Annotated in this window: 23 protein-coding genes; 11 read left to right on the top strand and 12 right to left on the bottom strand. The window is 73.4% G+C overall.

Annotated elements, in window-relative coordinates; translation table 11 throughout:
* Positions 1-50: 50 nt before the first annotated feature.
* Positions 51-2,312, top strand: a complete 2,262-nt coding sequence (locus tag Q5694_RS22000; RefSeq protein WP_333934966.1) for a bifunctional salicylyl-CoA 5-hydroxylase/oxidoreductase — start codon at positions 51-53, stop codon at positions 2,310-2,312.
* Between the two features lie 9 nt (positions 2,313-2,321).
* On the opposite strand, the gene Q5694_RS21995 is transcribed toward Q5694_RS22000, so the two are convergent.
* The 3 genes from Q5694_RS21995 to Q5694_RS21985 form a co-directional block, all read right to left on the bottom strand.
* A complete protein-coding gene (locus Q5694_RS21995; protein ID WP_333934917.1) occupies positions 2,322-2,891 on the bottom strand; it encodes a cysteine hydrolase family protein in 570 nt (189 codons plus the stop codon).
* Positions 2,892-2,979: 88 nt separating this feature from the next.
* Entirely contained in the window at positions 2,980-3,792 is an 813-nt protein-coding gene (locus tag Q5694_RS21990) for a PaaX family transcriptional regulator (protein ID WP_333934916.1), read from the bottom strand.
* Between the two features lie 32 nt (positions 3,793-3,824).
* Positions 3,825-5,441, bottom strand: coding sequence for an AMP-binding protein (locus tag Q5694_RS21985; protein WP_333934915.1), 1,617 nt, complete (start codon positions 5,439-5,441; stop codon positions 3,825-3,827).
* 127 nt (positions 5,442-5,568) lie between these two features.
* Here Q5694_RS21985 and Q5694_RS21980 point away from each other — a divergent pair, with 127 nt between their 5' ends.
* Together Q5694_RS21980 and Q5694_RS21975 are read left to right on the top strand one after the other, a co-directional pair.
* On the top strand, positions 5,569-6,699 hold the full coding sequence (locus Q5694_RS21980; RefSeq protein ID WP_333934914.1) for an acyl-CoA dehydrogenase family protein: 1,131 nt from the start codon (positions 5,569-5,571) through the stop codon (positions 6,697-6,699).
* Complete coding sequence (locus Q5694_RS21975) at positions 6,696-7,094, top strand: RidA family protein (protein ID WP_333934913.1); 399 nt, start codon at positions 6,696-6,698, stop codon at positions 7,092-7,094. Before Q5694_RS21980 ends, Q5694_RS21975 begins: the two co-directional genes overlap by 4 nt.
* A 78-nt stretch (positions 7,095-7,172) precedes the next feature.
* On the opposite strand, the gene Q5694_RS21970 is transcribed toward Q5694_RS21975, so the two are convergent.
* Positions 7,173-7,367 (bottom strand): DUF5999 family protein, encoded by a 195-nt coding sequence (locus tag Q5694_RS21970; protein ID WP_333934912.1) that lies wholly within the window; start codon positions 7,365-7,367, stop codon positions 7,173-7,175.
* 247 nt (positions 7,368-7,614) lie between these two features.
* Between Q5694_RS21970 and Q5694_RS21965 the strand changes: the two genes are divergently transcribed.
* The 6 genes from Q5694_RS21965 to Q5694_RS21940 all read left to right on the top strand — a co-directional run bounded on the left by Q5694_RS21965 (position 7,615) and on the right by Q5694_RS21940 (position 13,384).
* A complete protein-coding gene (locus Q5694_RS21965; RefSeq protein ID WP_333934911.1) occupies positions 7,615-8,049 on the top strand; it encodes a DUF6299 family protein in 435 nt (144 codons plus the stop codon).
* Positions 8,050-8,224: 175 nt separating this feature from the next.
* On the top strand, positions 8,225-9,814 hold the full coding sequence (locus Q5694_RS21960) for an ABC transporter substrate-binding protein (RefSeq protein WP_333934910.1): 1,590 nt from the start codon (positions 8,225-8,227) through the stop codon (positions 9,812-9,814).
* Between the two features lie 20 nt (positions 9,815-9,834).
* Positions 9,835-10,803: an ABC transporter permease gene (locus Q5694_RS21955; protein WP_333934965.1), complete on the top strand. Its 969-nt coding sequence runs from the start codon at positions 9,835-9,837 to the stop codon at positions 10,801-10,803.
* Positions 10,793-11,692, top strand: coding sequence for an ABC transporter permease (locus Q5694_RS21950; protein WP_333934909.1), 900 nt, complete (start codon positions 10,793-10,795; stop codon positions 11,690-11,692). The genes Q5694_RS21955 and Q5694_RS21950 overlap by 11 nt, the downstream gene beginning before the upstream one ends.
* Before the next feature lie 116 nt (positions 11,693-11,808).
* The gene (locus Q5694_RS21945; RefSeq protein ID WP_333934964.1) at positions 11,809-12,738 is read left to right on the top strand and encodes an ABC transporter ATP-binding protein; all 930 of its coding nucleotides are present in this window, start codon (positions 11,809-11,811) and stop codon (positions 12,736-12,738) included.
* The gene (locus Q5694_RS21940; RefSeq protein WP_333934908.1) at positions 12,731-13,384 is read left to right on the top strand and encodes an ABC transporter ATP-binding protein; all 654 of its coding nucleotides are present in this window, start codon (positions 12,731-12,733) and stop codon (positions 13,382-13,384) included. Before Q5694_RS21945 ends, Q5694_RS21940 begins: the two co-directional genes overlap by 8 nt.
* A 41-nt stretch (positions 13,385-13,425) precedes the next feature.
* Here the strand turns inward: Q5694_RS21940 and Q5694_RS21935 are convergent, their stop codons facing one another.
* The 5 genes from Q5694_RS21935 to Q5694_RS21915 all read right to left on the bottom strand — a co-directional run bounded on the left by Q5694_RS21935 (position 13,426) and on the right by Q5694_RS21915 (position 18,819).
* Positions 13,426-13,725 (bottom strand): hypothetical protein, encoded by a 300-nt coding sequence (locus Q5694_RS21935; protein ID WP_333934907.1) that lies wholly within the window; start codon positions 13,723-13,725, stop codon positions 13,426-13,428.
* Between the two features lie 230 nt (positions 13,726-13,955).
* Complete coding sequence (locus tag Q5694_RS21930; protein ID WP_333934906.1) at positions 13,956-14,720, bottom strand: class I SAM-dependent methyltransferase; 765 nt, start codon at positions 14,718-14,720, stop codon at positions 13,956-13,958.
* A gap of 90 nt (positions 14,721-14,810) precedes the next feature.
* The gene (locus Q5694_RS21925) at positions 14,811-16,007 is read right to left on the bottom strand and encodes an aminotransferase class V-fold PLP-dependent enzyme (protein WP_333934905.1); all 1,197 of its coding nucleotides are present in this window, start codon (positions 16,005-16,007) and stop codon (positions 14,811-14,813) included.
* Between the two features lie 2 nt (positions 16,008-16,009).
* The gene (locus tag Q5694_RS21920; protein ID WP_333934904.1) at positions 16,010-17,329 is read right to left on the bottom strand and encodes a pyridoxal-phosphate dependent enzyme; all 1,320 of its coding nucleotides are present in this window, start codon (positions 17,327-17,329) and stop codon (positions 16,010-16,012) included.
* A complete protein-coding gene (locus Q5694_RS21915) occupies positions 17,326-18,819 on the bottom strand; it encodes an alanine racemase (RefSeq protein WP_333934903.1) in 1,494 nt (497 codons plus the stop codon). Before Q5694_RS21915 ends, Q5694_RS21920 begins: the two co-directional genes overlap by 4 nt.
* Positions 18,820-19,129: 310 nt before the next feature.
* On the opposite strand from Q5694_RS21915, the gene Q5694_RS21910 reads away from it, so the two are divergent.
* Positions 19,130-20,203 (top strand): type I phosphomannose isomerase catalytic subunit, encoded by a 1,074-nt coding sequence (locus Q5694_RS21910; protein WP_333934902.1) that lies wholly within the window; start codon positions 19,130-19,132, stop codon positions 20,201-20,203.
* A 33-nt stretch (positions 20,204-20,236) separates the two neighbouring features.
* On the opposite strand, the gene Q5694_RS21905 is transcribed toward Q5694_RS21910, so the two are convergent.
* The 3 genes from Q5694_RS21905 to Q5694_RS21895 all read right to left on the bottom strand — a co-directional run bounded on the left by Q5694_RS21905 (position 20,237) and on the right by Q5694_RS21895 (position 22,654).
* Positions 20,237-20,767 (bottom strand): DUF488 domain-containing protein, encoded by a 531-nt coding sequence (locus tag Q5694_RS21905; RefSeq protein WP_333934901.1) that lies wholly within the window; start codon positions 20,765-20,767, stop codon positions 20,237-20,239.
* A 73-nt stretch (positions 20,768-20,840) separates the two neighbouring features.
* A complete protein-coding gene (locus Q5694_RS21900) occupies positions 20,841-22,370 on the bottom strand; it encodes a helix-turn-helix domain-containing protein (protein ID WP_333934900.1) in 1,530 nt (509 codons plus the stop codon).
* Between the two features lie 83 nt (positions 22,371-22,453).
* Positions 22,454-22,654 carry a DUF4236 domain-containing protein gene (locus Q5694_RS21895; RefSeq protein WP_161368811.1) on the bottom strand — a complete coding sequence of 67 codons (201 nt, stop codon included), beginning with the start codon at positions 22,652-22,654 and terminating at the stop codon, positions 22,454-22,456.
* Positions 22,655-22,945: 291 nt separating this feature from the next.
* Here Q5694_RS21895 and Q5694_RS21890 point away from each other — a divergent pair, with 291 nt between their 5' ends.
* A complete protein-coding gene (locus tag Q5694_RS21890) occupies positions 22,946-25,780 on the top strand; it encodes an aconitate hydratase (protein ID WP_333934899.1) in 2,835 nt (944 codons plus the stop codon).
* Positions 25,781-25,821 lie beyond the last annotated feature (41 nt).

Genomic DNA, 25,821 nt, shown 5'->3' with positions numbered 1-25,821 from the left:
GAACTGCGCGACAAGCCACGAACGAGCGGCACCCGCACACCACCCCCGGCCTGGCCCGGCGCGTCGCGGTCGTCGGCGGCGGCCCCGGCGGCCTCTACGCCGCCGCCCTCCTCAAACGCCTGGACCCCGCCCGGGAGGTCACCGTCTGGGAGCGCAACCCCCCGGACGCCACCTTCGGCTTCGGCGTCGTCCTGTCCGACGAGACCCTCGGCGGCATCGAGCACGCCGACCCGGAGGTCCACGAGGCCCTGCAGAAGGACTTCGTCCGCTGGGACGACATCGACATCGTCCACCGCGGCACCCGGCACACCTCCGGCGGCCACGGGTTCGCCGCACTGGGCCGGCAGCGCCTGCTGGAGATCCTGCACGCCCGCTGCCGCGACCTCGGCGTCGACCTGCGCTTCACCGCCGAGGCCCCACAGGACCTCGCGCGGACCCACGACCTGGTCATCGCGGCCGACGGCGTCCACAGCACCACCCGCGAGCGGCACGCGGACGTCTTCCGTCCCCGGATCACCCGCCACCGCTGCCGCTACATCTGGCTCGCCGCCGACTTCGCCTTCGACTCCTTCCGCTTCGAGATCGCCGAGACCGAGCACGGCGTGATGCAGCTGCACGGCTACCCCTACTCCCCGCACGCCTCGACGGTGATCATCGAGATGCGCGAGGAGGTCTGGCAGGCCGCCGGCCTGGACGAACTCGGCGAGAGCGAATCCGTCGAACGCTGCGCCAAGATCTTCGCCGACGCGCTGGACGGCCGCCCGCTGAAGTCGAACAACTCCACGTGGACCACGTTCCGCACGGTGGTCAACGACCGCTGGTCGCACGGCAACGTCGTCCTCCTCGGCGACGCCGCCCACACGGCCCACTTCTCCATCGGCTCGGGCACCAAGCTCGCCGTCGAGGACGCCCTCGCCCTGGCGGCCTGCCTGAGCGAGCACCCCACGCTGCCCGATGCCCTGGACGCCTACGAGGCGGAGCGGCGTCCCGTCGTGGCCTCCACGCAGCGCGCCGCCCGGGCCAGCCTGGAGTGGTTCGAGAACCTCGCCCTGTACCTCGGCCAGCCGCCGCGCCAGTTCGCCTTCAACCTGCTCACCCGCAGCCGCCGCGTCACCCACGACAACCTGCGGCTGCGGGACGCCCGTTTCACGGAGGCGGTGGAGCGCGAGTTCGGCTGCCCGCCCGGCACGCCCCCGATGTTCACCCCGTTCCGGCTGCGCGGCCTGACCCTGCGCAACCGGGTCGTCGTCTCGCCGATGGACATGTACTCGGCCGCCGACGGCGTCCCCGGCGACTTCCACCTGGTCCACCTGGGCGCGCGGGCGCTGGGCGGGGCCGGGCTGGTGATGACGGAGATGGTGTGCGTCAGCGAGGAGGGCCGGATCACGCCCGGCTGCACCGGCCTGTACAGCGGCCGGCAGGCCGAGGCCTGGAAGCGGATCACGAATTTCGTGCACGACCGGGCCCCGGGCACCGCGATCGGCGTGCAGCTCGGCCACAGCGGCCGCAAGGGCTCGACGAAACCGATGTGGGAGGGCATGGACGAGCCGCTGGACGACGGCAACTGGCCGCTCGTCGCCGCCTCCGCGCTGCCCTACAAGCCGGGCGGCCGGACGCCGCGGGAGCTGTCCCGCGCCCAGCTGACGGACCTCCGCGAGCAGTTCGCGGCCGCCGCCTGCCGGGCCGCCCGGGCCGGGTTCGACCTGCTCGAACTGCACTGCGCCCACGGCTATCTGCTCTCCGGCTTCCTCTCCCCGCTGACCAACCGCCGCACCGACGCCTACGGCGGCGCCCTGGACAAGCGGCTGCGCTTCCCGCTGGAGGTCTTCGACGCCGTGCGCGCCGTGTGGCCGGCGGAACGGCCCATGACGGTGCGCGTCTCGGCGACCGACTGGGCACAGGGCGGCACCACGGCCGAGGAGGCCGTCGAGATCGCCCGGGCCTTCGCCGCGCACGGCGCCGACGCCATCGACGTCTCCACGGGACAGGTGGTGGCCGACGAGCAACCCGAGTTCGGGCGCTCGTACCAGACGCCGTTCGCCGACCGGATCCGCCACGCGACCGGCGTCCCCGTGATCGCCGTCGGGGCGATCTCCTCCTGGGACGACGTCAACTCCCTGATCCTGGCGGGCCGCGCGGACCTGTGCGCCCTGGCCCGGCCCCATCTGTACGACCCGCACTGGACCCTGCACGCCGCGGCCGAACAGGGTTACACGGGCGGGGGAGCGGTGTGGCCCGCCCCCTACCGCGCGGGCAGCCGCCGGCCACGGACGGGACGCACGGACGCGCCGAAACCCCGGTTGAGCCTGTGAGCGGAGCTCCTACGAAGCACCCTCGCCGAAGTCGGTCTCCTCGGCCGTGGTGATCCGGGCGCCCATGTTGAGTTCCATCATCTCCAGGGCGGCGGAGGCCAGATGGGGATGGATGGAGGCGACGGCGTCCTTGGGGATCGTGACGTCCAGGTGCCGGATGTGGGCGTCCAGGGCGGAGTACAGCACGCACTGCTCGGTGACCTGGCCGGTCAGCACCACGTGACCGACGCCCAGGCTCCACAGCAGGTAGGCCAGGGGCGTCTCGTAGAAGACGGAGTGGCGGGCCTTCATCACGAAGAGCGACTCGTCGTCGGGCCGGATCGGCTCGATGAGGTTCGCGTGCGGCCGGGAGAGGGCGGTCTCGACCAGCTCCCCGTGGTGCGAGCGCCACCGCCCGAAGTTGTCGTTGGCGTAGATGACCGGCACGTCGGCCTCCCGGGCCCGGCCGATCAGGCCGGCGATGACCGGCACGACCTTCTCCACGGAGGGCAGCAGCAGTTCCGCGTCCTCGTGGTCGTACGTGTTGATCATGTCGACCACGATCAGCGCCGGCCGCTTGGGGCCCGACTGTTCTTCCATGGGAGCGTCTCCCGGTGTGCGGCGTGGGGTGCGGGGACGCGCCGGGTACCCGGGGGGCCGGGGGGACTAACAACACCGTACGGGCAGGTCACAGCCCCACGAATCCGGCCCCCGCGTCCCGCAGCCGCTCGTGCAGCCCCCGGAACACCTCCGCCGAGCGGGCCCCCGGCCAGTCCTCGGGCAGCAGCGCCGAGGGCAGGCCCGGGTCCGTGTACGGCAGGTGCCGCCAGGAGTCCAGGGCGAGGAGGTAGTCGCGGTAGGCCTCCTCCTCGGGGGTGCCGTCGCGCTTGTCCCAGTCGTGCAGCACGCGCTCGTGGCGGTCGAGGAAGGCCTCGTGCTCCTTGGCGATGGCGGCCAGGTCCCACCAGCGGGCCACGGCCTCGGCGGTCGGCGCGAAGCCCAGGTGGTCACCGCGGAAGAAGTCGACGTACGCGTCCAGCCGCAGCCGCTGAAGGGTGTGCCGGGTCTCCTCGTACAGCCGCGCCGGCGCGATCCACACGCCCGGGGCCGCTGTGCCGAAGCCGAGGCCGGCCAGCCTCGAGCGCAGCACGTGCCGCTTCTGCCGCTCCGACTCCGGCACGGAGAACACCGCGAGCACCCAGCCCTCGTCCTCCGGCGGGGCGGTCGCGTAGATGCGCCGGTCACCGTCGTCGAGCAGTTGACGGGCGTCCGGGGACAGGGCGTACCCGGCGGCGCCCTGCGCGGTGCGGGCGGGCACCAGCAGGCCGCGTCTCTTCAGCCGTGACACCGAGGAGCGCACGGAGGGGGCGTCCACGCCGACCGCGGCCAGGAGCCGGATCAGTTCGGCGACGGGCACGGGGCCCGGCGCGAAGCGCCCGTACGCGCCGTAGAGCGTGACGATGAGAGACCGTGGTGCATGCTGGTCGGACACGTTGATCATCTTAGGTCGTACGGATCACTAGGTCGTACGGATCAGTGCCGGTCCTCCTCAGCCGAGCCGCCCCCGGCCGCGCGCAGCCGGAAACGCTGGAGCTTGCCCGTGGCGGTGCGCGGCAGGGCGTCGAGGAAGACGATCTCGCGCGGGCACTTGTAGGGCGCCAGTTCGGCCTTGACGAAGGCGCGCAGCGCCTCGGCGTCCCGCGCGGCGCCCTCCTTGAGGACGGCGAACGCCACCACGACCTGCCCGCGCGCCTCGTCCGGGCGCCCCACGACCGCCGCCTCGACCACGTCCGGGTGCCGCAGCAGCGCATCCTCCACCTCGGGGCCCGCGATGTTGTACCCGGCCGAGATGATCATGTCGTCGGCGCGGGCGACGTAGCGGAACCAGCCGTCGGGCTCGCGGACGTAGGTGTCGCCGGTGATGTTCCAGCCATCGCGTACGTACTCCCGTTGCCGTGGGTCGGCCAGGTACCGGCAGCCGACCGGACCGCGCACGGCGAGCAGTCCGGGCTCACCGTCGGGCACCGGGTCGCCGTCCGGGTCCTGCACGCGCGCCTGCCAGCCCGGCACGGCCGTCCCGGTGGTCCCGGGCCGGATCCGGTCGTCGGCCGCGGAGATGAAGATGTGCAGCAGCTCGGTGGCGCCGATGCCGTTGATGATGCGCAGGCCCGTCCGTTCCCGCCAGGCCCGCCAGGTGGCCGCGGGCAGGTTCTCGCCGGCCGAGACGCAGCGGCGCAGGGACGACACGTCGTGGCCGTCCAGGTCCTCGAGCATGGCCCGGTAGGCCGTCGGGGCCGTGAACAGCACCGACACCCGGTGCCGGGCGATCGCCGGCAGCAGCTGCTTCGGCCCGGCCTGCTCCAGCAGCAGCGCGCTCGCCCCGGCCCGCAGCGGGAAGACCACCAGGCCGCCGAGGCCGAAGGTGAAGCCCAGCGGGGGGCTGCCGGTGAAGACGTCGTCGGGGCGCGGCCGCAGGACGTGCCGGGAGAAGGTGTCGGCGATCGCCAGGACGTCCCGGTGGAAGTGCATGCAGCCCTTGGGGCGGCCCGTGGTGCCCGAGGTGAAGGCGATCAGCGCCACGTCGTCGGCCGCCGTGCCGACGGCCTCGTAGGGGGTGCCGGGCGCGGGGCGGGCGAAGAGGTCGTCCGGGCCGTCACCGCCGTAGGTCGTGATGCGCAGGTCCGGGACCTCGGCCTTGGCGAGGTCGTCGACGGCCCGGATGTCGCACAGCGCGTGCCGGACCCGGGCGATCTCGCACATCGTGCTCAGCTCGTGCGGCCGCTGCTGCGCGAGCACCGTGACCGCCACGGCCCCCGCCTTCAGCACCGCCAGCCAGCAGGCGGCGAGCCGGGGCGTGGTGGGGCCGCGCAGCAGCACACGGTTGCCGGGGACGACGCCGAGCTCGCCGGTGAGCAGGTGGGCGACGTGGTCGACCCGGGCCCGCAGCTCGCCGTAGGTCCACCGCCCGCCCGCCGGGGTGAGGAACGCCGGGCGGTCGTCGGGCGGGCCGCCGAGCAGCTCGGCGGCGCAGTTGAGCCGGTCGGGGTAGCGCAGCTCCGGCAGGTCGAAGCGCAGTTCGGGCCACTGGTCCGGGGGTGGCAGATGGTCGCGCGCGAAGGTGTCGACATGCGCCGTGCGCCGTGCATCCATACGGTTCGCCCCCTTGGCGTGGGTGGCTCGCTCCTGGAGCGTATCGTGTTGGTGACGGCAGTCAACGGTTCGCGATAGCCTCGGAGTGGCCCAGCCGGAACGCAGGGTGGCGGAGAAGGGACCGGCGATGACCGCATTCTCGCTCGAACCCGCACAACTCGCCTGGTGCGCCGAGCTGCGCACCCTCGGCGCGGAGCGCCTGCGCCCGCACGCCGAGAAGGGCGAGCCCGGCCGGGTGAACCGCCCCCTGGTCGCCGAACTCGGCCGGGCGGGGCTGCTCGGCAGGCTGTTCACCTCCGGCGCGCTCGACCTGTGCCTGATGCGCGAGTCCCTCGCCCACGGCTGCACGGAGGCCGAGACGGCCCTGGCCCTCCAGGGCCTCGGCGCCCACCCCGTCCACCTGCACGGCACCCCGGAGCAACGGGACCGCTGGCTGCCGGGCGTGGCCGACGGCACCACGATCGCCGCCTTCGCGCTGAGCGAGCCGGGGGCGGGCTCGGACGCCGCCGCCCGCGCGCTGGCCGCGGTCCCCGACGGCCCGGCCCGCTGGCGTCTGACCGGTGAGAAGTGCTGGATCTCCAACGCCCCCGAGGCCGACTTCTACACGGTCTTCGCCCGCACCGGCCCGGATGGCGGAGCCCGCGGCGTCACGGCCTTCCTGGTGCCCGCCGACCGCCCGGGGCTGACCGGCCGCGGGCTGGACATGCTCTCCCCGCACCCCGTCGGCGCGCTCGACTTCGACGCCGTACCGGTCACCGCCGACGACGTACTGGGCGAGAGGGGCTCCGGGTTCCGCGTCGCCATGGGCACCCTCAACCTGTTCCGGCCCAGCGTCGGCGCCTTCGCGGTCGGCATGGCCCAGGCGGCCCTCGACGCCACCCTGGCCCACACCGCCGCCCGGGACGCCTTCGGCGGCACCCTGCGCGACCTGCAGGCCGTCTCCCACCAGGTCGCCGAGATGGCCCTGCGCACGGAGGCCGCCCGGCTGATGGTCTACGCGGCGGCCACCGCGTACGACGACGACGCCCCCGGCGTGCCCCGGCGCTCGGCCATGGCGAAACTGCTCGCCACCGAGACCGCCCAGTACGTCGTCGACACGGCCGTCCAACTGCACGGAGCCCGGGCGCTGCAACGCGGCCACCTGCTCGAACACCTCTACCGCGAGGTACGCGCCCCGCGCATCTACGAAGGCGCCAGCGAGGTGCAACGCGGCATCATCGCCAAGGAGTTGTACGCCCACCAGGAGGACCACCGGTGACCACCCAGCGCGTCAACCCGCCCCACCTGGCCCCGCCGGCCGGCTTCTCCCACGCCGTGGTGGCCTCCGGCTCGCGCGTGGTGTTCCTGGCCGGCCAGACCGCCCTCGACGGCGACGGCACGGTGGTCGGCGCGACCCTGCCCGAGCAGTTCGCGCGGGCCCTCGCCAACCTGCTCGCGGCGCTGGCGGCCGCGGGCGGCGCCCCGTCCGACCTCGCCCGGGTCACCGTCTACGCCACCGACGTCGAGGACTACCGCGCCCACGCGCCCCGGCTCGGCGAGATCTGGCGCGAGGCGGCCGGACGCGACTACCCGGCGATGGCGGTCGTCCAGGTCGTCCGCCTGTGGGACACGGAGGCCCTGGTGGAACTCGACGGCTTCGCCGTCCTGTCGTAAAGCCTGCCGTCCGGGCACGCCGCAGGCGGCTGATCCGGCAGGCGGCCGCCGTCCGGGCGGTGCCCCGGCGCCCGCGCGTCAGGCCGCGACGGTCAGGCCCTGCGCCGTGACCCGGTGGGGCTCCACCACCCGGCCGTCCGGCAGGAGCTCGCCGGTGTCGTCGAAGACGATGACGCCGTCGCACAGCAGGCTCCACCCCTGCTCGGGGTGGGCGGCGACGACGTGCGCGGCGGACGAGCCGGTCGCGGGGCACTGGGTCCGGTGGGCACACATGGCGCACCTCCACGTCGATAGGGCCGTGTGAAGCATTCCCATACCTCTTACGGACAGACGGTCCTCCCGTCTCGACCGCGGCGGAACGGGGTGCCGGCAAGTGTGACGAGTCCAGGACATCGCCGCGACCGTTCCACGACGGCCGGTGCGGACTCGCCACCGAAGGGGTGAGGGTCACGGACCCCGGCCCGAAGGGCCGGTACCAGTGGGGACCGGACATTCCACCTCATTCGGGAGGTTCCTCCTCATGCGTCCACGTTCCCTTCTCGGCGCCGCGGCCGGTGCCGCGCTGCTCCTGCTCACCGGCGCGGGCGCGGCCCCCGCCACCGCGTCCGCCGTGGCCGACAGCGTCACCGTCGACGCCGCCGGCCGGATCGCCGCCGACGGCACGGTCACCCTGACCGGCACCTACCGCTGCGCGAGCTCCAGCGGCCCGGTCTTCGTCAGCTCCTCCGTGAGCCAGGGCGTGTCCACCACCCGCTACGGCATCGGCGGCACCCGGGCCGTGTGCGACGGCGCCGAGCACCGCTGGGTGAACACGGGCCGTCCCATGCCCGGCTCCCTCGTGCCCGGCGCGGCCCGGGTCGAGGCCACGCTGATGGAACTGCGCCTCTTCGGCGGCCTGCCGCTGCCCAGCGTCCACGCCGCCTCGGACCAGGCGGTCACCCTGACCCGAGTCTGAGGTCGGGGACCCCGGCGGACCGGCGCGCGAGCCGCACACGCGGCCGCCGCCGGTCCGTCGCGCGTCGTCGACCAGGGGCTTCCTTGCGGGGGGTGGTGCGCCGCAGCCCTCGTTGACTGTTTAATTGCGAGGTCTGTGCAAAAGCCTGATGGAAGCAACAAGGGTGTGAGGTCACATGTCGACCCGTCGGATACGAGGGGCCGCCGCCACGGCGGCACTGGCCGCGGCGGTCACCGCCTGCTCCGCTCCCGGCGGCGGGGAAGGCGACGGCGCCGGGTCCGCGGCGTCGGTCGTCATCGGAGTGGCCACCGAGCCCGACACCCTCAACCCGCTGCTCGGCTACGGCAAGGACGGCAACTCCAAGATCTTCGACGGGCTCTTGGCCCGCGACGCCGAGCTGAAACTGAAGCCCGCCCTGGCGAAGGCACTGCCCGAGATCACCGACGGCGGCCGCACGTACACCTACACCCTGCGCGACGGCGTCGAGTTCAGCGACGGCGAGCCGCTCACCTCCGCCGACGTCGTCTACACCTACCGCACCGCGCTGGACGCGAAGACCAACAACACCTTCAAGAGCGAACTGGACGCCGTGAAGGAGGTCCGCGCGGACGGTGACGACAAGGTCGTCTTCACGCTGAAGTACCCCTACGCGCCCTTCGCCGCCCGCACCGTCCTGCCCGTCGTCCCCGAGCACATCGCGGGCAAGCAGGACCCGAACACCGGCACCTTCAACACCGAGCCCGTCGGCACCGGCCCGTACGTCCTCAGCGCGTGGAGCAAGGGCGAGAAGCTCACCTTCAAGGCCAACCCCCGCTACTGGGGCGGCAAGCCGAAGGTCACCTCCTTCACCATGGCCGTCATCGGCGACGACAACGTACGCGCCACCCGGCTGCGCTCCGGCGACCTCGACGGCGCCGTCCTGCCGCCCAACCTCGCCGCCACCTTCGAGCACGACGACGGCAAGCGCACTCACGAGGCCCGGTCCTACGACTTCCGCGCCGTCACCCTCCCCACCGCGAACGAGGTCACCGGCGACCGCGCGATCCGGCGCGCCCTCGACGCCGCCGTCGACCGCAAGGCCATGGTCGACAAGATCCTCGACGGCGCGGGCCGCCCGGCCTACGGCCCGCTGCCCGTCGACGACCCCGCCTTCACCCCGGACATCGAGCGCACCCGGGACCTGGACAAGGCCCGCGAGATCCTCGACGAGGCCGGCTGGAAGCCCGGCAAGGACGGCGTCCGCGCCAAGGACGGGCAGCGCGCCACCTTCACCCTGCTCTACCCCTCCGGCGACAAGGTCCGCCAGGACCACGCCCTCGCCTACGCCTCGGACGCCAAGGAGGCCGGCATCGAGGTGAAGGCCGAGAGCGCCACCTGGGAGGTCATCGAGCCGCGCATGAAGGACACCGCCGTCCTCGCGGGCTTCGGCAGCACCGGCGACCCCGACTTCGGCCTCTACACCCTGCTGCACTCCTCCCTCGCCGGCGACGGCTTCAACAACATGGCCCGCTACGACAACCCAACCGTGGACCGCGCCCTCGACGAAGGACGCCGCAGCCAGGACCCGGCCGAGCGCAAGGCCGCGTACGACAAGCTCCAGCGCGCCCTGGTGCGGGATCCCGGCTACACGTTCCTCACCCACATCGACCACCTCTACGTGCTGGCCGACCGCTGGGACGGGCTGAGCACCCAGCTGGAGCCGCACGAGCACGGCTTCGCCAGCGGCCCGTGGTGGAACATCGAGGACTGGCGGCCCGCACGGTGATCCGCCTGCCCTGGGCCGCGATGGCGCGGCTGGCGGGGCGGCGGGCGCTGTTCGCCGGCCCCGTCCTGCTCGTCGTCACCTTCGGCGTGTTCGCCATCGCCGCCGCCTCCCCGTTCGACCCCGTGAAGGCCTACGCAGGGACCGCCGCGCTCGGCGCGGACCGGCAGACCCTGGACCGGCTGCGCGAGAACCTCGGGGTGGACGAGCCGTTCGCGGCCCGATGGTGGCACTGGCTGACCTCCGCCCTCGGCGGCGACCTCGGCCACTCCACCGTCATGCGCCAGCCCGTCACCCAGGTCATCGGCGAACGGCTGGTGTGGTCGGCGCTGCTGTGCGCGGCCGCGTTCGCCGTCGCCGTGCTCGCCGGCACGGTCCTCGGCGTGCTCGCCGCCCGCCGCCCCGGCTCGGCGGTCGACCGGGCCGTCACCTCCCTCGCCTACACCCTGGAGGCGGCCCCGGTCTTCTGGATCGCGCTGCTGGCCGTCTGGCTGCTCGCCCTGCAGTGGGACGTCCTGCCGGCCGGCGGTCTGACCGACACCGGCAGCGAACAGGTCACCTTCGGGCAGGTCGCGAGCCATCTCGTCCTGCCCGCCGGGGTCCTGGCGGTGTCCCAGCTGCCCTGGTTCACGCTGTACGTGCGCCAGGGCGTCGGGGACGCCCTGGCCGAGGACCCGGTGCGCGGCGCCCGCGCCCGGGGCCTGAGCGAACGCACCGTCCTGCTCGGCCACGCCCTGCGCTCCGGGCTGCTGCCGGTGCTCACCCTCATCGGCTCCCGCGTGCCGGAACTCATCACCGGCGCCCTGCTCGTGGAGAGCGTCTTCAGCTGGCCGGGCATCGCCGCGGCCACCGTCGAGGCGGCCACCGCGGTCGACTTCCCGCTGCTCGCGGCCCTGACGACCCTGGCCACCGCCGCCGTGCTCGCCGGGAACCTGCTCGCCGACCTGCTGTACGGACTGTTCGACCCGAGGGTGAAGCTCAGTGACATGTGACGCACCCGCGCCCGCCGGCGCCCCGGAGGAGACCGAGTGGCGGTCGCACGGCCCGCGGCGCCGGTCCACCCGCACCCTGCGCGTGCGCACCTCCGCCGCGCTGGTGGCCCTCACCGTCCTGGCCGTGCTGCTCGTCCCGCCGCTGGTCCAGCTCGACCAGCAGGCCGTCGACCTGGCCGCCAAGCTGCGACCGCCCTCGTGGGCGCACCCCTTCGGCACCGACGACGTCGGGCGGGACCTGCTGCTGCGCTGCGTGTACGGGCTGCGGGTCTCGCTGCTCGTCGGAGTGGCGGCGGCCCTGACGGCGACCGTGGTCGGCACGGCCGTCGGCGCCGCCGCCGGGGCGCTGGGCGGCTGGGCCGACCGGGCGCTCATGCGGCTGGTCGACACCTTCTCGTCCGTGCCGCACCTGCTGCTCGGCATCTTCATCGTCGCCATGTTCCGGCCGGGTGTCTGGCCGGTGGTGATCTCCGTGGCCCTGACCCACTGGCTGTCCACGGCACGCATCGTCCGCGCCGAGGTGCTGTCCCTGCGGTCCCGGCCCTACGTCGACGCGGCCGTCTCGGGCGGGGCGTCGCGGTGGCGGGTGACCGTACGGCACCTGCTGCCGGCGGTGCTTCCGCAGGCCGCTCTCGCCGCCGTGCTGATGGTGCCGCACGCCATGTGGCATGAGTCGGCCCTGTCGTTCCTCGGGCTCGGCCTGCCGACGCACACCGCGAGTCTCGGCACCCTCATCCAGACCGCCCGCGGCTCCCTGCTCGCCGGCCAGTGGTGGCCGACCCTCTTCCCGGGCCTGTTCCTCATCGTCCCGACCCTCGCCGTCGCCGGCCTCGCCGGTGCGTGGCGGGAGCGGATCAACCCCCGTCACCGATCGGAGCTGATGCTGTGAGCACCGAGACCGACTCAGGGACCGGCCCCGCCGAGACGGTCGCCGCCACCGGCCGCGGCTTCGGGGCCGGGCCGGCCCCCGTGCTGTCCGTGCGGGGACTGTCCGTGCGGTTCCTGATGCCGGGTGGGCGTCGGGTCGCCGCTGTGACCGACGCCCGGTTCGACGTGGCGGCGGGGGAGTGCCTCGCCCTCATCGGGGAGAGCGGCTGCGGCAAGTCCGTGCTGGCCTCCGCCCTGCTGGGGCTGCTCCCCGGCAACGCGCAGACCGCCGGATCCGCCCTGCTCGGCGACCTCGACCTGCTCACGGCCGGCGAGCGCGTCCTGGCCCGGACCGTGCGCGGCCGGCTCATCGGCCTGGTCCCGCAGAGCCCGGCCGCCCACCTCACGCCCGTGCGCACCGTCCGCTCCCAACTGGAGGAGACGGTCGCCGCCCTGACCGCGACCCGGGGCCGGTCCGCCCTGCGCGCCGCGGCGGAGGCCGCCGCCGCACGGGCGGCCTTCCCCGCCGACCACCTCGACCGCCATCCCCACCAGCTCTCCGGCGGCCTGGCCCAACGGGCCGCCACCGCCCTCGCCCTGGTGGGCGGCGCACCCCTGCTGCTGGCCGACGAACCCACCACCGGACTCGACCGCGACCTCGTGGACCGCACCGTCGACGAACTGCGCCGGCACGTCGACGACCCCGCCACGACCGACGGCCGCGGACGCGCCCTGCTGATGATCACCCACGACCTGTCCGCCGCGGAACGCATCGCCGACCGGGTCGCCGTCATGTACGCGGGCCGGATCGTCGAACTGGCCGACGCCCGCGACTTCTTCGGCTCGCCCGGCCCCCGCCACCCCTACAGCCGCGGCCTCCTCCAGGCGCTGCCCGACCGGGCCTTCACCCCGATCCCCGGCATGCCGCCCGAACTCGGCGACCTCCCCGCCGGCTGCGCCTTCGCCGCCCGTTGCGACCGGGCCACCGACACCTGCGTCACCGGCGCCCCGCCGACCGGTACGGTCGCCTGCCACCACCCGTACGTGCCGGAGGACGTCCGTGCTTGAACTGCGTCGCGTCACCGCCGGATACGACCGGCACGCCCCGGTGGTCCGCGGTGTCTCCCTGACCGTGCAGGCGGGGGAGTCCGTCGGCCTGCTCGGGCCGAGCGGCTGCGGCAAGTCCACCCTGGCCCGGGTCGCGGCGCTGCTGCACCGTCCCGACGCCGGCACCCTCCTGCTCGACGGCGTGCCCGTCCGGCGCTGGCGCCACCGCGCCCCGCGCGAGCTGCGTACCGCCTTCGGGGTCGTCTTCCAGCAGGCCAGGCTCTCCGCCGACCCGCGGCTGCCGCTGGCCGACCTGATCGCCGAGCCGCTGCGCGCCACCGGCCGGGGCGGGCAGGCGGCGCAGCGGGTCGCGGAACTGGCCCCGGCCGTCGGCCTCACCGCCGACCTGCTGACCCGCCGGCCGCACGAGGTCAGTGACGGCCAGCTGCAACGGGCCTGCCTGGCGCGGGCGTTGGCCCTGCGGCCGCGCGTGCTGGTCTGCGACGAGATGACGGCCATGCTGGACGCCTCCACGGCCGCCGCCCTGGTCGCCGCCGTCGAGGACTACCGCTCCACGACCGGCGCCGCCCTGCTGGCCGTGGGGCACGACCGCACGCTGCTGCGACGCTGGTGCGACCGCACGGTCCACTGGGACGACCTGGGCTGAGCGGCGCTGCTTCCCGCCCGTGGGGCGGACGCCCGGCTTCGTCAGTGATCGTCCCAGTGGCCCTCGTGGGCGGCGTGCCGGTGGCCGTCGTGCACGTAGTCGGTGTGGTCACCGTGCCGTACGGCCTGGTGGCCGCAGCGGTCCCCGTGCTGGTGGTCGTGGTTGTGGTGCACCTCGTGGCCGTCGTGGCCGCACTCGTCGGCGTGGCCTTCGTGCATCCGGTGGATGTGGCCGTCGTGGGCGTAGTCGGTGTGGTCACCGTGGGGGAAGGCGAGGTGACCGCAGTCGTCGCCGTGCGTGTGGGCGTGGTCCCGGTGGGTGCGGTGTTCGGCGGTGGTCATGGCGGGGCTCCTTGCCTGTGCGCCGGGCCGCCCGGCGGACGCGGGGGCTTCCTGGCGACATCGACCTATAGCGGCTTCTGTGCCGATTGTCCCGGCGGCGGGCCGCCGTGCACCATTCGGCGGGAGCGCGGACGGGTGACCGGGCCGGGTGCGAGCCGCCGCGGCCGGCCCGCGGGCCGGGGATGACCGAGGCGGTCGTCGCACGAGCCGCCCCGGGCGGGCGGCCGCGCTCAGCGGACCGCCACGACCACGCAGCTGTCGCCGTACTGCCACACCGGGCCCGCCGTGCGGAAGCCGGCCTGCCGGAGCAGCTCGAGGTGGGCGGGCAGGGAAAGCTCGGCGGGGCGGCCGCCGCCGGCGGCCTCCTCCCGGCGGTCGCGGTCGGCCAGCAGGTCCGTCAGCTCCGGGTCACGGGCGGCGCCGGCCCACCAGGAGTCCCAGTCCTCCTGCGCGAACACCCGCTGCCGGACGGCCCGGCACCGCCCGACGTGCGCGGCGATCGCGGCCGGGCCCCCCTCGCCCTGGGGCAGGTGGTCGCCGTTGACCAGGACGCCCCCGGGCCGCAGCGCGGCGGCGAGCTGCCGGTACACGGCGGACAGGGTGTCCCGGTCGAGGTAGTGCAGGGCCGTGGTGGAGACGGCCGCGTCCAGGGGCCGGTCCAGGTCCAGGGCCCGCAGCCAGCCGGGCGCGCCGATCTCCGCGTCCACGTAACGGGCCGCGTCCGGGTGGTGGGTGCGGCCCAGCTCCAGCAGCAGCGGATCGCGGTCCACGGCCACCACCTCGGCGTCCGGCAGCCGCCGGACCAGCCGGGCGGCCAGCGAACCCGGTCCGCAGCCCAGGTCCACGACCAGCGGCCGTGCCGCACGGCCCGCCGTCACGTGCTCGACGACGTCGGCGATCACGGTGAACCGCTCCTCGCGGTCGACGGCGTACCGCTGCTGCTGCAGTTCCCAGCGCTCCACCCACCGCTGCGCCGTCGCCAGACTCAGCCCCATCCGCCTCGCGCCACCTAGCCGTCTCGCCCCGACCCTTGCCGGCCCGAGCCTACAGGTGGAAACGGTTCCCATTACGCACTGCCGCCGCCGTCACGCGAGTGAGGCGAGAACGGACAGCAGCCGGTCGATCTCCTCCTCGGTGTTGTACACGTGCAGACTCACCCGGACCGAACCGGTCCGCTCGCCGGCGTCGCCCTGGCAGAGGTGGTCGGAGCGGACCATGAAGCCGTGGCTGAACAGCACGAAACCCAGGTCCCCCGAGTCCACGGCCCGGTGCCGCAGCGTCACGATCCCCCGCCGGCGCTGCACCGCCGAGTCGGCGGCCAGACTCAACGGGCAGCCCAGCACCTCGTAGGCGTCCAGGCCGCGCAGGCCCTCGGTGAGCCGGGCGGCCAGGTCGACCGTCCAGCGCTCGACGCGCTCCACCCCGGCCGCGTCCAGCCAGTCCAGGGCCGCCTCCAGGGAGGCGACGCCCACGGTGTTCGGCGTGCCGCTCCATCCGCCGGGCGTGAAACGCGGCCCGCGCTCCTGCCGTGCCCACACCGCCCCGGAGCCCGGCAGGGCCAGCGCCTTGTGCCCGGAGAACACCACGAAGTCCACGTCCAGGTCGTCCACGGACAGCGGCACATGACCGACGCCCTGGGCCGCGTCGAGGCAGATCACCGCCTCCGGGCCGACCGCCCGGCGGATGCGGTGCACGTTCATGTCGCCGCCGTACACGTGGTGCACATGGGTGGCGGCGACGAACCGGGTCCGCGGTCCGGCCCGTTCGGCCAGCGCGCGGTGGTCGTAGTCCCACGAGCCGCTCTGGTACGGCATCGGCACGACGTGCACCCGTACGCCTTCGCGGGCCAGTTGGCGCCGGGCCTCCAGCCAGGGCTCGATGTTGGCCCGGTGGTCGGCCCCGGGCACGACGATCTCGTCGCCGTCCCGCAGGAACCCGGGCAGCCAGTCCCGCGCGATCGTGCGCAGCCCCTCGGTCGTGCCGCTGGTGAAGTGCACGGCCGACCGCTCGGCACGGGTGTCCCCGAGAAACCGGGCGACCCGCTCCCGGGTGCGCTCCACCAGCTCCGTCGTCCGGTTGGCCCAGGTGTACGTGCCGCGCGCGGCGTTGGCGTTCGAAGTGGTCAGATACGTCTGCACCGCGTCCAGCACCGCCTGCGGCTTCTGCGAGGTGGCCGCGCTGTCCAGGTACGCCAGTTCCGGGTGCCCGGCGACGATGGGGAACTGGGCGCGCAGCTCCCGCTGCCACGCGCGCAGGTCCTCGCAGATGGTGGGTGCCGTCATGGTCAGTCCCGCACCAGGGGCGCGCCCGCGTCCCGCCAGGCGATGATGCCGCCGGCCAGGCTGCGCACGTCCGGGTGGCCCATGCGGGTCAGCAGCGCCGCGTACCGGGCGGACTGCTCACCGACCGGGCAGGCCAGCAGGACCGGGCGGCTGCGGCTGAACGGCAGCCCGCCGCGGGCGAGTTCGGCGAACAGCTCGTCGACGATGTTGACCGATCCGTCGATGTGCAGCGCCGCGTAGGCGAACGGGCTGCGCAGGTCGACCACGAGCGGAGCGCCCGTTTCGATCCAGCGCCGGGCCTCGTCCACGGTGACCGTCGCCGCCCCGGCGACCTCGGCCTCGGTCAGGTCCGCCGCCGAGTTCCGCCGGGCCGGCCGCCCCAGCAGATCGGGCCGGCGCTCCCTGACGTAGCCGAGGTAGCTCTCCACGCGGTCGCAGACGATGAACACCGCCGTGCGCCGGCCGGCCGACCCCTCGTCCAGGGCGCGCAGGTGGCGTACGGCGCCGAAGTAGGCCGCGCCGCCGGTCGGCCCGCCCAGGATGCCGCAGCGGCGGTTCAGCGTGAGCATCCCCTCGATGGCCTCGTCCGCCGTCACCGCCTCCATCGTGTCGTACGTCCCGGGGTCGAACAGGCCGACCTCCTGCACCTCGTCGATGGTGCGGATGCCGGGGATGAAGTCCGACTTGGCCGCGACCAGGCCGACCACGCGCACCGACGGGTCCTCCTCGCGCAGCGCCCGGGCGACGCCGGTGGACGAACCCGCCGTGCCCACGCAGGCGACGAACCAGTCCGGGACCCGGCCGTCCAGGTCCTTGACGATCTCGGGGCCGGTTCCGGTGAGATGCGCCTCGGTGTTGCGGTGGTTGAAGTACTGATCGGTGTGCAGGTACGAGTCGCCCGACGCGGACAGGGTCCGGTGGAACAGGGTCAGCGGGTCGTCCGTCGCGGTCGGGTCCAGGCACTCGCTCTGGCCCGGCAGTTCCTCGATCTGTGCGCCGAGCAGCAGCAGGAGGTCCTTGATCTCCGGCACCCGCATGCGGTTGGTGACGCTCCGGAAGCCCAGGCCGTGCATGCCCGCGATGACCGCCAGGGCCTTCGCCGTGTTGCCGCTGGACAACTCGACCACCTGGCTGCCCCGTTCGACCGCCTCGGCCAGCAGCGGCTCCGCCATGCTCCAGGCGGCCCGGTCCTTCACCGAACCGAAGGGGTTGAGCATCTCCAGCTTGGCGTACAGGTCGATGTGGCGCAGCCCGTGCACGGCCGGGTCGATCCGCACCAGCGGAGTGTTGCCTATCGCCTCGGTGATGCTGTCGTACCTCACTGGACTCCCCCCGAGGGCGTGATCGGCCAGAACTGCTCGTCGAGACACCACCGCCACGCGTCGCCGTCCTGCCAGGCGGCCACTTTCCGTGCGGCGGGCTGCAGTTGGGCGCCGGTGGCGTGGAAGTCCATCGCGTACCCGGCGGTGTTGGCGAAGGCCAGCAGGTCGCCCGGTTCGGGGCGGCGCGGCAGGAACACCGTGCGCCGGGTGATCAGGTCCGACTCCAGGCACAGACTCCCGAAGAGGTGGACCGCGACGGGCCCGTCGCCGGCTCCGGCGGCGCTCCTGGGGACGACGACCGGGTCCACCAGCACGCCGTGGTCCTCCAGGGCGACGTCGTCCGCCTTCGCGGCCAGCCGCACGAGCAGGGGGCCGCCGCCGTCCTGGGTGCGCACCTCCAGCACACGCGCCAGCGTCAGCCCGCACTGGTCCAGCAGTGCCCGGCCGGGCTCGGTGTGCAGGTCGTACAGGTGCTCCAGCAGCAGCGAGGCCAAGGGCCGGCCGCCCAGTGACGCGGCGGGCCGGCCGAGCAGCTCGTCCAGGTAGGCCGCGCCCGCGACGGGCCGGTACGCCGGGTACAGGCCGAGCGCGCCGCGCAGGGTGCCGGACTCCTCGCGCAGCCCGTACCCGTGACCGCCCCAGGTCAGCGGCGGGCGGCGGCCCAGGACGGCCGCGGTGAGCTCCGTCGTGTACGCGTCCCACTGCTCCCGCTCGGCGAGATAGCTGACCCCGAACCCGCCGCCGATGTCGACGGCGCGGGGCCGCAACCCCCGGCTGCGGAACGCCTCCAGCGCCGCCAGGCACCCCTCCAGGGCGACGGCCTTCTCCGCGACGCTCGTGGTGTCCAGGTGGAACGCCACCCCGGCCGGCTCCACCGCGTCGCCGTGCCGCTCGACCGCCTCCAGGAGCACCTCCGACTCCCGTACAGGCGTGCCGAACCGGCTGCGCCGGCTGAGCACCCGGACCCCCGGCGCCTCGAACCCCGACAGTCTCAGCATCACCGGCACCGGGGGCAGCGCGTGTTTGCGCACGAGCGCGGCCAGCTGCTCCAGTTCCGCGGCGGAATCGGCGCTGACGGTGACGCCCGTGCGGGCCGCCAGCCACAGGAACTCGGGGTTCTTGGGGCCCGTGGCCGTGATGCGCCGCGCGTCGAACCCGGCCCCCAGCGCGTGCTGCAGCTCGCCGAGGGAGGCGACGTCCACCCCCGCGTCCGTGGCCGCCAGCCGCCGCAGCAGGGCGCTGGAGCGGCTCGCCTTGTGGGCGTAGAAGATCTGCCCCGGCAGCCGGTGCGCCCGGTACACGGACCGGAAGCTCTCCACGTTCTCCGCGATCTGGTCGGGCACCACGATGTGCAGGGGCGAGCCGAGGGCGTCCGCGAGCGAGTGCAGCGTCCCGTGCGCCGCCATGAGCGACCGGAGCCGTGGCTCCAGCCGTGGTGCGAGGTACAGAGGCTCCGGCTGTGGTTCGACGTACAAGGGCCGGCCGTCCATGCGCGCTCCCTCCCCTGAAGCCGCTGGGCCCGCTGTCCGGGCACGTCGGACACTCCCCGTGTGTCGCCGTATGACCCCTATCCATTCCCCGGTCGCTTTACGCCCTGCGCGGCCCGGGCCCGCCGCCGCGCCGGTGTGAAGCGGATCACGGGCCGGGCCGGGGCGCGCGCCGGGCGTGAGGGGGCGGTCGCCGCGGCGCGGCGGGTCCGTGCGAACGCGCCCCGGCGCCTCCCCGGGCCGCGCGCATGCGCCTGCCCACCCGGGGTACTCCGGGTGTCCGGGACCGGCCCCGACCTGCCCGAGGAGGCCCGTGCACTGGCACCCGCTGCGAGTCACCGCACCCGTCAAGCAGCACGTCTTCGGCGGCCGGGCCATCGCCGAGCGGCTCGGCCGCACCGGACTGCCCGACGGCCCGATCGCCGAGACGTGGGAGGTCAGCGACGTCGAGGGCGACGCCTCGACCGTCCTGGACGGCCCGCTGGCCGGACGCACCCTGCGGCAGATCGTGGCCGAGCACCCCGGAGAGCTGCTGGGCCCCCGCCTGCGGCCGGGGCCCCGCTTCCCCCTCCTCACCAAGTTCATCGACGGCCGCGGCGCGCTGCCGGTGCACCTGCACGCCGACGACGCCACCGCGCGGCGCCTGGAGGGCGAGCCCAACGGCAAGACGGAGGCGTGGCACGTCCTGGACGCCGCACCGGGAGCCACCGCCCTGGTCGGGGTCCGCCCCGGCGTGGACCGGGACACCCTGCACCGGGCGCTGCTCGCGCAGGACTTCGACGCCGTCATGCGGCGCCTGCCGGTCCGCGCCGGACAGACCGTCTACATCCCCGGCGGCACCCTGCACAGCTTCGGCCCCGGCACCCTCGTGTACGAGATCGAGCAGACCTCGGACATCCAGCAGCACGCCATGCGCAACCGCATGGAGGACGGCTCGCCCGTGCCCGACGACGAGTGGCACGACAACCTCGGCCGCCTCCTCGACGAGTGGCGCCCCGGCCCCCGGCCCGAGTTCCACCCGGGCCTGAGCGTCCCCGTGGCCGACGGCGTCGTGCGCACCGTCCTGTGCGCGGGCCCGTACTTCGCCCTGGAGCGCTGGTCCGCCGCGGCGGCGACGCCCCTGGTGCACCGCTTCTCCACCGTGCGGATCCTCACCAACGCCGGCGCCCCGGTCACCGTGACCGCCGGCTCCTTCACCGGAACGCTGGAGCGCGCCCGCACCCTGCTGCTCCCGGCGGCCCTGGAGGAGGTCCGGATCGAGGGCCCCGCCGACGTCCTGCTCGGCCACGTCCCCGACCTGGAGCGCGACATCCGCGCCCCGCTCCTGGCCGCCGGGCACGGCACGGCCGCGGTGGCCGCGCTCGGGGAGGGCCTGGAGCCGCGCTAGGACGCGCGGGTCGCGCACGCAGTCCGGGGCCGGTCAGGCGGGGGCGTCGTACACCAGGAGCCCGTCGTCGCGCAGACGGGCCCCCGGCGTCGGACGGTGGGCGTTCAGGCGCCCGTCGTGCATCAGGTGCAGGACCGGCACGCCCCGGGCGAGCACGGCGAAGTCGGCGATCAGCCGCCGGTGACAGCGCCACCAGACCGCTTCGCTGCACATCACGGCGGTCCGGGCACCGGCCGCCTCACGCAGCAGCCGGTCCATCGCGGCGACGAACCCGGGGGAGCGGGTGTGGGCGGCGTACCCGCGGAAGGACTCGTTGCGCCAGACGACGTCCGGGCTGTCCTGCGGCAGCGGACGGAAGCCCCCGAGGTCGCGCTCCCACCGGTACGCGACACCACCGTCCGGCAGCCACTCGGCGAGCCGCTCCCGCAGCAGGTCGGGGTCGCGCCGGCTGCCGGGGGCGGTGCGCACGTCCACGAGCGCGGCGACACCGGCCCCCCGCAGCAGCTCGAGGATCCGCTCCCGCCCGGCGGTGCTGTGCCCGAAGGTCACCAGAGGTGTGTCCACGGTGTCGGACTATCCCGTTCGGGCGGGCGCACACGTGGTCGCCCACACCGCCGGCGGACGGGGCGACGTGCCGTCAGATGTCCCGGAACGTCTCGATCTGCGCCCCGATCGAGTTCAGCCGCTCCGCCAGATCCTCGTACCCCCGGTTGATGACGTAGACGTTGCGCAGCACCGACGTGCCCTCGGCCGCCATCATCGCCAGCAGGACGACGACCGCGGGACGCAGCGCGGGCGGGCACATCATCTCGGCGGCACGCCAGCGGGTCGGTCCCTCGACCAGGACGCGGTGGGGGTCCAGCAGCTGGAGCCGGCCGCCGAGGCGGTTCAGGTCGGTGAGGTAGATGGCGCGGTTGTCGTAGACCCAGTCGTGGATGAGGGTCTTGCCCTGGGCGACCGCCGCGATGGCCGCGAAGAACGGGACGTTGTCGATGTTCAAGCCGGGGAACGGCATGGGGTGGATCTTGTCGATGGGCGCCTCCAGCTTGGAGGGCCGGACGGTGAGGTCCACCAGCCGGGTGCGGCCGTTGTCGGCGAAGTACTCCGGTGTGCGGTCGTGGTCGAGGCCCATCTCCTCCAGGACCGCCAGCTCGATCTCCAGGAACTCGATGGGCACCCGGCGCACCGTCAGTTCCGACTCCGTCACCACGGCCGCGGCCACCAGGCTCATCGCCTCGACCGGGTCCTCGGAGGGGGAGTAGTCCACGTCCACGTCGATGGTCGGCACGCCGTGCACGGTGAGCGTGGTGGTGCCGATGCCGTCGACCTTGACGCCCAGCGCCTCCAGGAAGAAGCACAGGTCCTGGACCATGTAGTTGGACGAGGCGTTGCGGATGACGGTGGTGCCGTCGTGCCGGGCGGCCGCCAGCAGCGCGTTCTCGGTCACCGTGTCGCCGCGTTCGGTCAGCACGATGGGCCGGTCCGGGACGGTCGAGCGGTCCACCTGGGCGTGGTACTGCCCCTCCGTCGCGGCGATGTCCAGGCCGAACCGGCGCAGCGCGATCATGTGCGGCTCGATCGTGCGCGTGCCGAGGTCGCAGCCGCCGGCGTAGGGCAGCTTGAAGTGGTCCATGCGGTGCAGCAGCGGACCGAGGAACATGATGATCGAGCGGGTGCGGCGGGCCGCGTCGGCGTCGATCGAGGCGAGGTTCAGCTCGGCCGGCGGCACGATCTCCAGGTCGACGCCGTCGTTGATCCACCGGGTGCGCACACCGATGGACGCCAGCACCTCCAGGAGGCGGTAGACCTCCTCGATGCGGGCCACGCGGCGCAGCACCGTGCGCCCCTGGTTGAGCAGCGAGGCGCACAGCAGCGCCACGCACGCGTTCTTGCTCGTCTTCACGTCGATGGCGCCGGACAGGCGCCGCCCGCCGACGACCCGCAGGTGCATCGGACCGGCGTAGCCGAGGGACACGATCTCGCTGTCGAGCGCTTCCCCGATCCGCGCGATCATCTCAAGGCTGATGTTCTGATTGCCGCGCTCGATCCGGTTGACGGCGCTCTGGCTGGTGCCGAGCGCCTCCGCCAGCTGCGACTGGGTCCAGCCCCGGTGCTGCCGGGCGTCACGGATGAGCTTGCCGATGCGTACGAGGTAGTCGTCTGCCATGGGGCCGAGGTTATCTCAGATATGAGATGGCGCCTGCCCGGGGGTCCGTTCGGGTGACGAACCGTCAACCCCGCCCGGCCGTCTCAGTGTCGCGACGTGCGCGTGGTGCGCCGCCAGCCGAAGGGTCCCGGCAGGTCCATCGACGTCGTGCGGCGTCCGGTACTGCTGCGGGTGTAGCGGGGGCCGTTCTTGCCGCCGCCGGTGGTGATGGACCAGGAGCGCTTGTTGATGTTCAGCCGCACCCCCGGAAGAATCCGGAAACTCTTGCGGAACGTGAGGGGCATTCAGGGCCTCCTTCCGGTGTTCACCGGGCCCATCCCGGTCCCGTTCGCTTACCCCGGGTTCCCGGATGGATGGCAGGCGGGATCCGGCCCGTCCCACATCTCGTCGGGTCAGGGCATGACCATCCGGCCCTCGTGTACTAGAGTTATCTCGACATCGAGATATCTGCCGAGAAGCACCGCACGCCGCCACTCGGTAAGGGTTACCTAACTTAGCCTTACCTTAGCGGATCGGTCGAGATGCCGTGGCGGCAGGATCGTGGTGGTACGCGCACATCAATGAAGGAGACTGTCGTGTCGGCGAACAGCTTCGACGCCCGCAGCACGCTGCAGGTGGGCGACGAGTCGTACGAGATCTTCCGGCTGGACAAGGTGGAGGGCTCGGCCCGCCTCCCCTACAGCCTCAAGGTCCTGCTGGAGAACCTGCTCCGCACCGAGGACGGCGCGAACATCACCGCCGACCACATCCGTGCCCTCGGCGGATGGGACTCGCAGGCCCAGCCCAGCCAGGAGATCCAGTTCACGCCGGCCCGCGTGATCATGCAGGACTTCACCGGCGTGCCCTGTGTCGTGGACCTCGCCACCATGCGTGAGGCCGTCAAGGAGCTGGGCGGCGACCCGGCGAAGATCAACCCGCTCGCGCCCGCCGAGCTGGTCATCGACCACTCCGTCATCGCCGACAAGTTCGGCACCAACGACGCGTTCAAGGTGAACGTCGACCTGGAGTACGGCCGCAACAAGGAGCGCTACCAGTTCCTGCGCTGGGGCCAGACCGCCTTCGACGAGTTCAAGGTCGTCCCGCCGGGCACCGGCATCGTCCACCAGGTGAACATCGAGCACCTGGCCCGGGTCGTGATGGTCCGCGACGGCAAGGCCTACCCGGACACCCTGGTCGGCACCGACTCGCACACCACCATGGTCAACGGCCTCGGCGTGCTCGGCTGGGGCGTCGGCGGCATCGAGGCCGAGGCCGCCATGCTCGGCCAGCCGGTCTCCATGCTCATCCCGCGCGTCGTCGGCTTCAAGCTCACCGGTGAGCTGCAGCCCGGCACGACCGCCACCGACCTCGTGCTGACCATCACCGAGATGCTCCGCAAGCACGGCGTCGTCGGCAAGTTCGTCGAGTTCTACGGCGAGGGCGTCGCCGCGACCTCCCTGGCCAACCGCGCCACCATCGGCAACATGTCGCCGGAGTTCGGCTCCACCGCCGCGATCTTCCCGATCGACGACGAGACCCTGAACTACCTCAAGCTCACCGGCCGCTCCGAGCAGCAGGTCGCGCTCGTCGAGGCGTACGCCAAGGAGCAGGGCCTCTGGCTGGACCCGAAGGCCGAGCCGGACTTCTCCGAGAAGCTGGAGCTCGACCTGTCCACGGTCGTGCCCTCCATCGCCGGCCCGAAGCGCCCGCAGGACCGCATCGAGCTGTCCCGCGCCGCCGAGCAGTTCGCCGCCGACGTGCTCAACTACGTCGACGCCGACGTCACCGGCGGCGACGACCGCAAGGCGGGCGTCCCGCAGCAGGAGCAGCCGCACGGCGTGCAGTCCCCGGTCGACGAGGCGTCCGCCGAGTCCTTCCCGGCCTCGGACGCCCCGGCCTACGGCAGCGACGACAACGGCGCCGGCGCCCCGCAGCACTCCGCCGTCGTGGCCGGCCCCGGCCCGTCCAACCCGGTCCGCGTCACGGCCCCCGACGGCTCCTCCTACGAGCTGGACCACGGCGCGGTGACGGTCGCGGCCATCACCTCCTGCACCAACACCTCCAACCCGTACGTCATGGTCGCCGCCGCCCTGGTGGCCAAGAAGGCGGTGGAGAAGGGCCTGACCCGCAAGCCGTGGGTCAAGACCACCCTCGCCCCGGGTTCCAAGGTCGTCACCGACTACTTCGAGAAGGCGGGCCTGACCCCCTACCTCGACAAGGTCGGCTTCAACCTCGTCGGCTACGGCTGCACCACCTGCATCGGCAACTCCGGCCCGCTGCCGGAGGAGGTCTCCAAGGCCGTCAACGACCACGACCTCGCGGTCACCTCGGTCCTGTCCGGCAACCGCAACTTCGAGGGCCGGATCAACCCCGACGTCAAGATGAACTACCTGGCGTCCCCGCCGCTGGTCGTCGCCTACGCGCTGGCCGGCTCCATGAGGGTCGACATCACCAAGGACGCCCTGGGCACCGACCAGGACGGCAACCCGGTCTTCCTGAAGGACATCTGGCCTTCCGAGGCCGAGGTGAACGACGTCGTCGCCAACGCCATCGGCGAGGACATGTTCGCCAAGTCCTACGCGGACGTCTTCGCGGGCGACGCCCAGTGGCAGGCGCTGCCGATCCCGACCGGCGACACCTTCGAGTGGGACAGCGAGTCCACCTACGTGCGCAAGCCCCCGTACTTCGAGGGCATGACGATGGAGACCACCCCGGTCTCCGACATCTCCGGCGCCCGGGTGCTCGCCAAGCTCGGCGACTCGGTCACCACCGACCACATCTCCCCGGCCGGTGCCATCAAGGCCGACACCCCGGCCGGCAAGTACCTCACCGAGCACGGTGTGGAGCGTCGTGACTTCAACTCCTACGGCTCGCGCCGAGGCAACCACGAGGTCATGATCCGCGGCACGTTCGCCAACATCCGCCTGCGCAACCAGATCGCGCCGGGCACCGAGGGCGGCTACACCCGCGACTTCACCCAGGACGGCGGCCCGGTCTCCTTCATCTACGACGCCTCGCAGAACTACCAGGCCGCCGGCATCCCGCTGGTCGTCCTGGCCGGCAAGGAGTACGGCTCCGGCTCGTCCCGCGACTGGGCGGCCAAGGGCACCGCGCTCCTCGGCGTCAAGGCCGTCGTCGCCGAGTCGTACGAGCGCATCCACCGCTCGAACCTCATCGGCATGGGCGTGCTGCCCCTGCAGTTCCCCGAGGGCCAGAACGCCGAGTCCCTCGGCCTGACCGGCGAGGAGACGTTCTCCATCACCGGCGTCACCGAGCTGAACGACGGCACCACCCCGCGCACGGTGAAGGTCACCACCGACACCGGCGTCGAGTTCGACGCGGTCGTCCGCATCGACACCCCGGGTGAGGCGGACTACTACCGCAACGGCGGCATCATGCAGTACGTGCTGCGCAGCCTGATCCGCAAGTAGGCGGACCGGCACAGCAGTTGGGCCGCGCTCCCGGTGACCGG

The sequence above is a fragment of the Streptomyces sp. AHA2 genome, from assembly GCF_036857595.1.
Taxonomy (GTDB): domain Bacteria; phylum Actinomycetota; class Actinomycetes; order Streptomycetales; family Streptomycetaceae; genus Streptomyces.
This window is presented reverse-complemented; position numbering and strand designations above follow the sequence as displayed.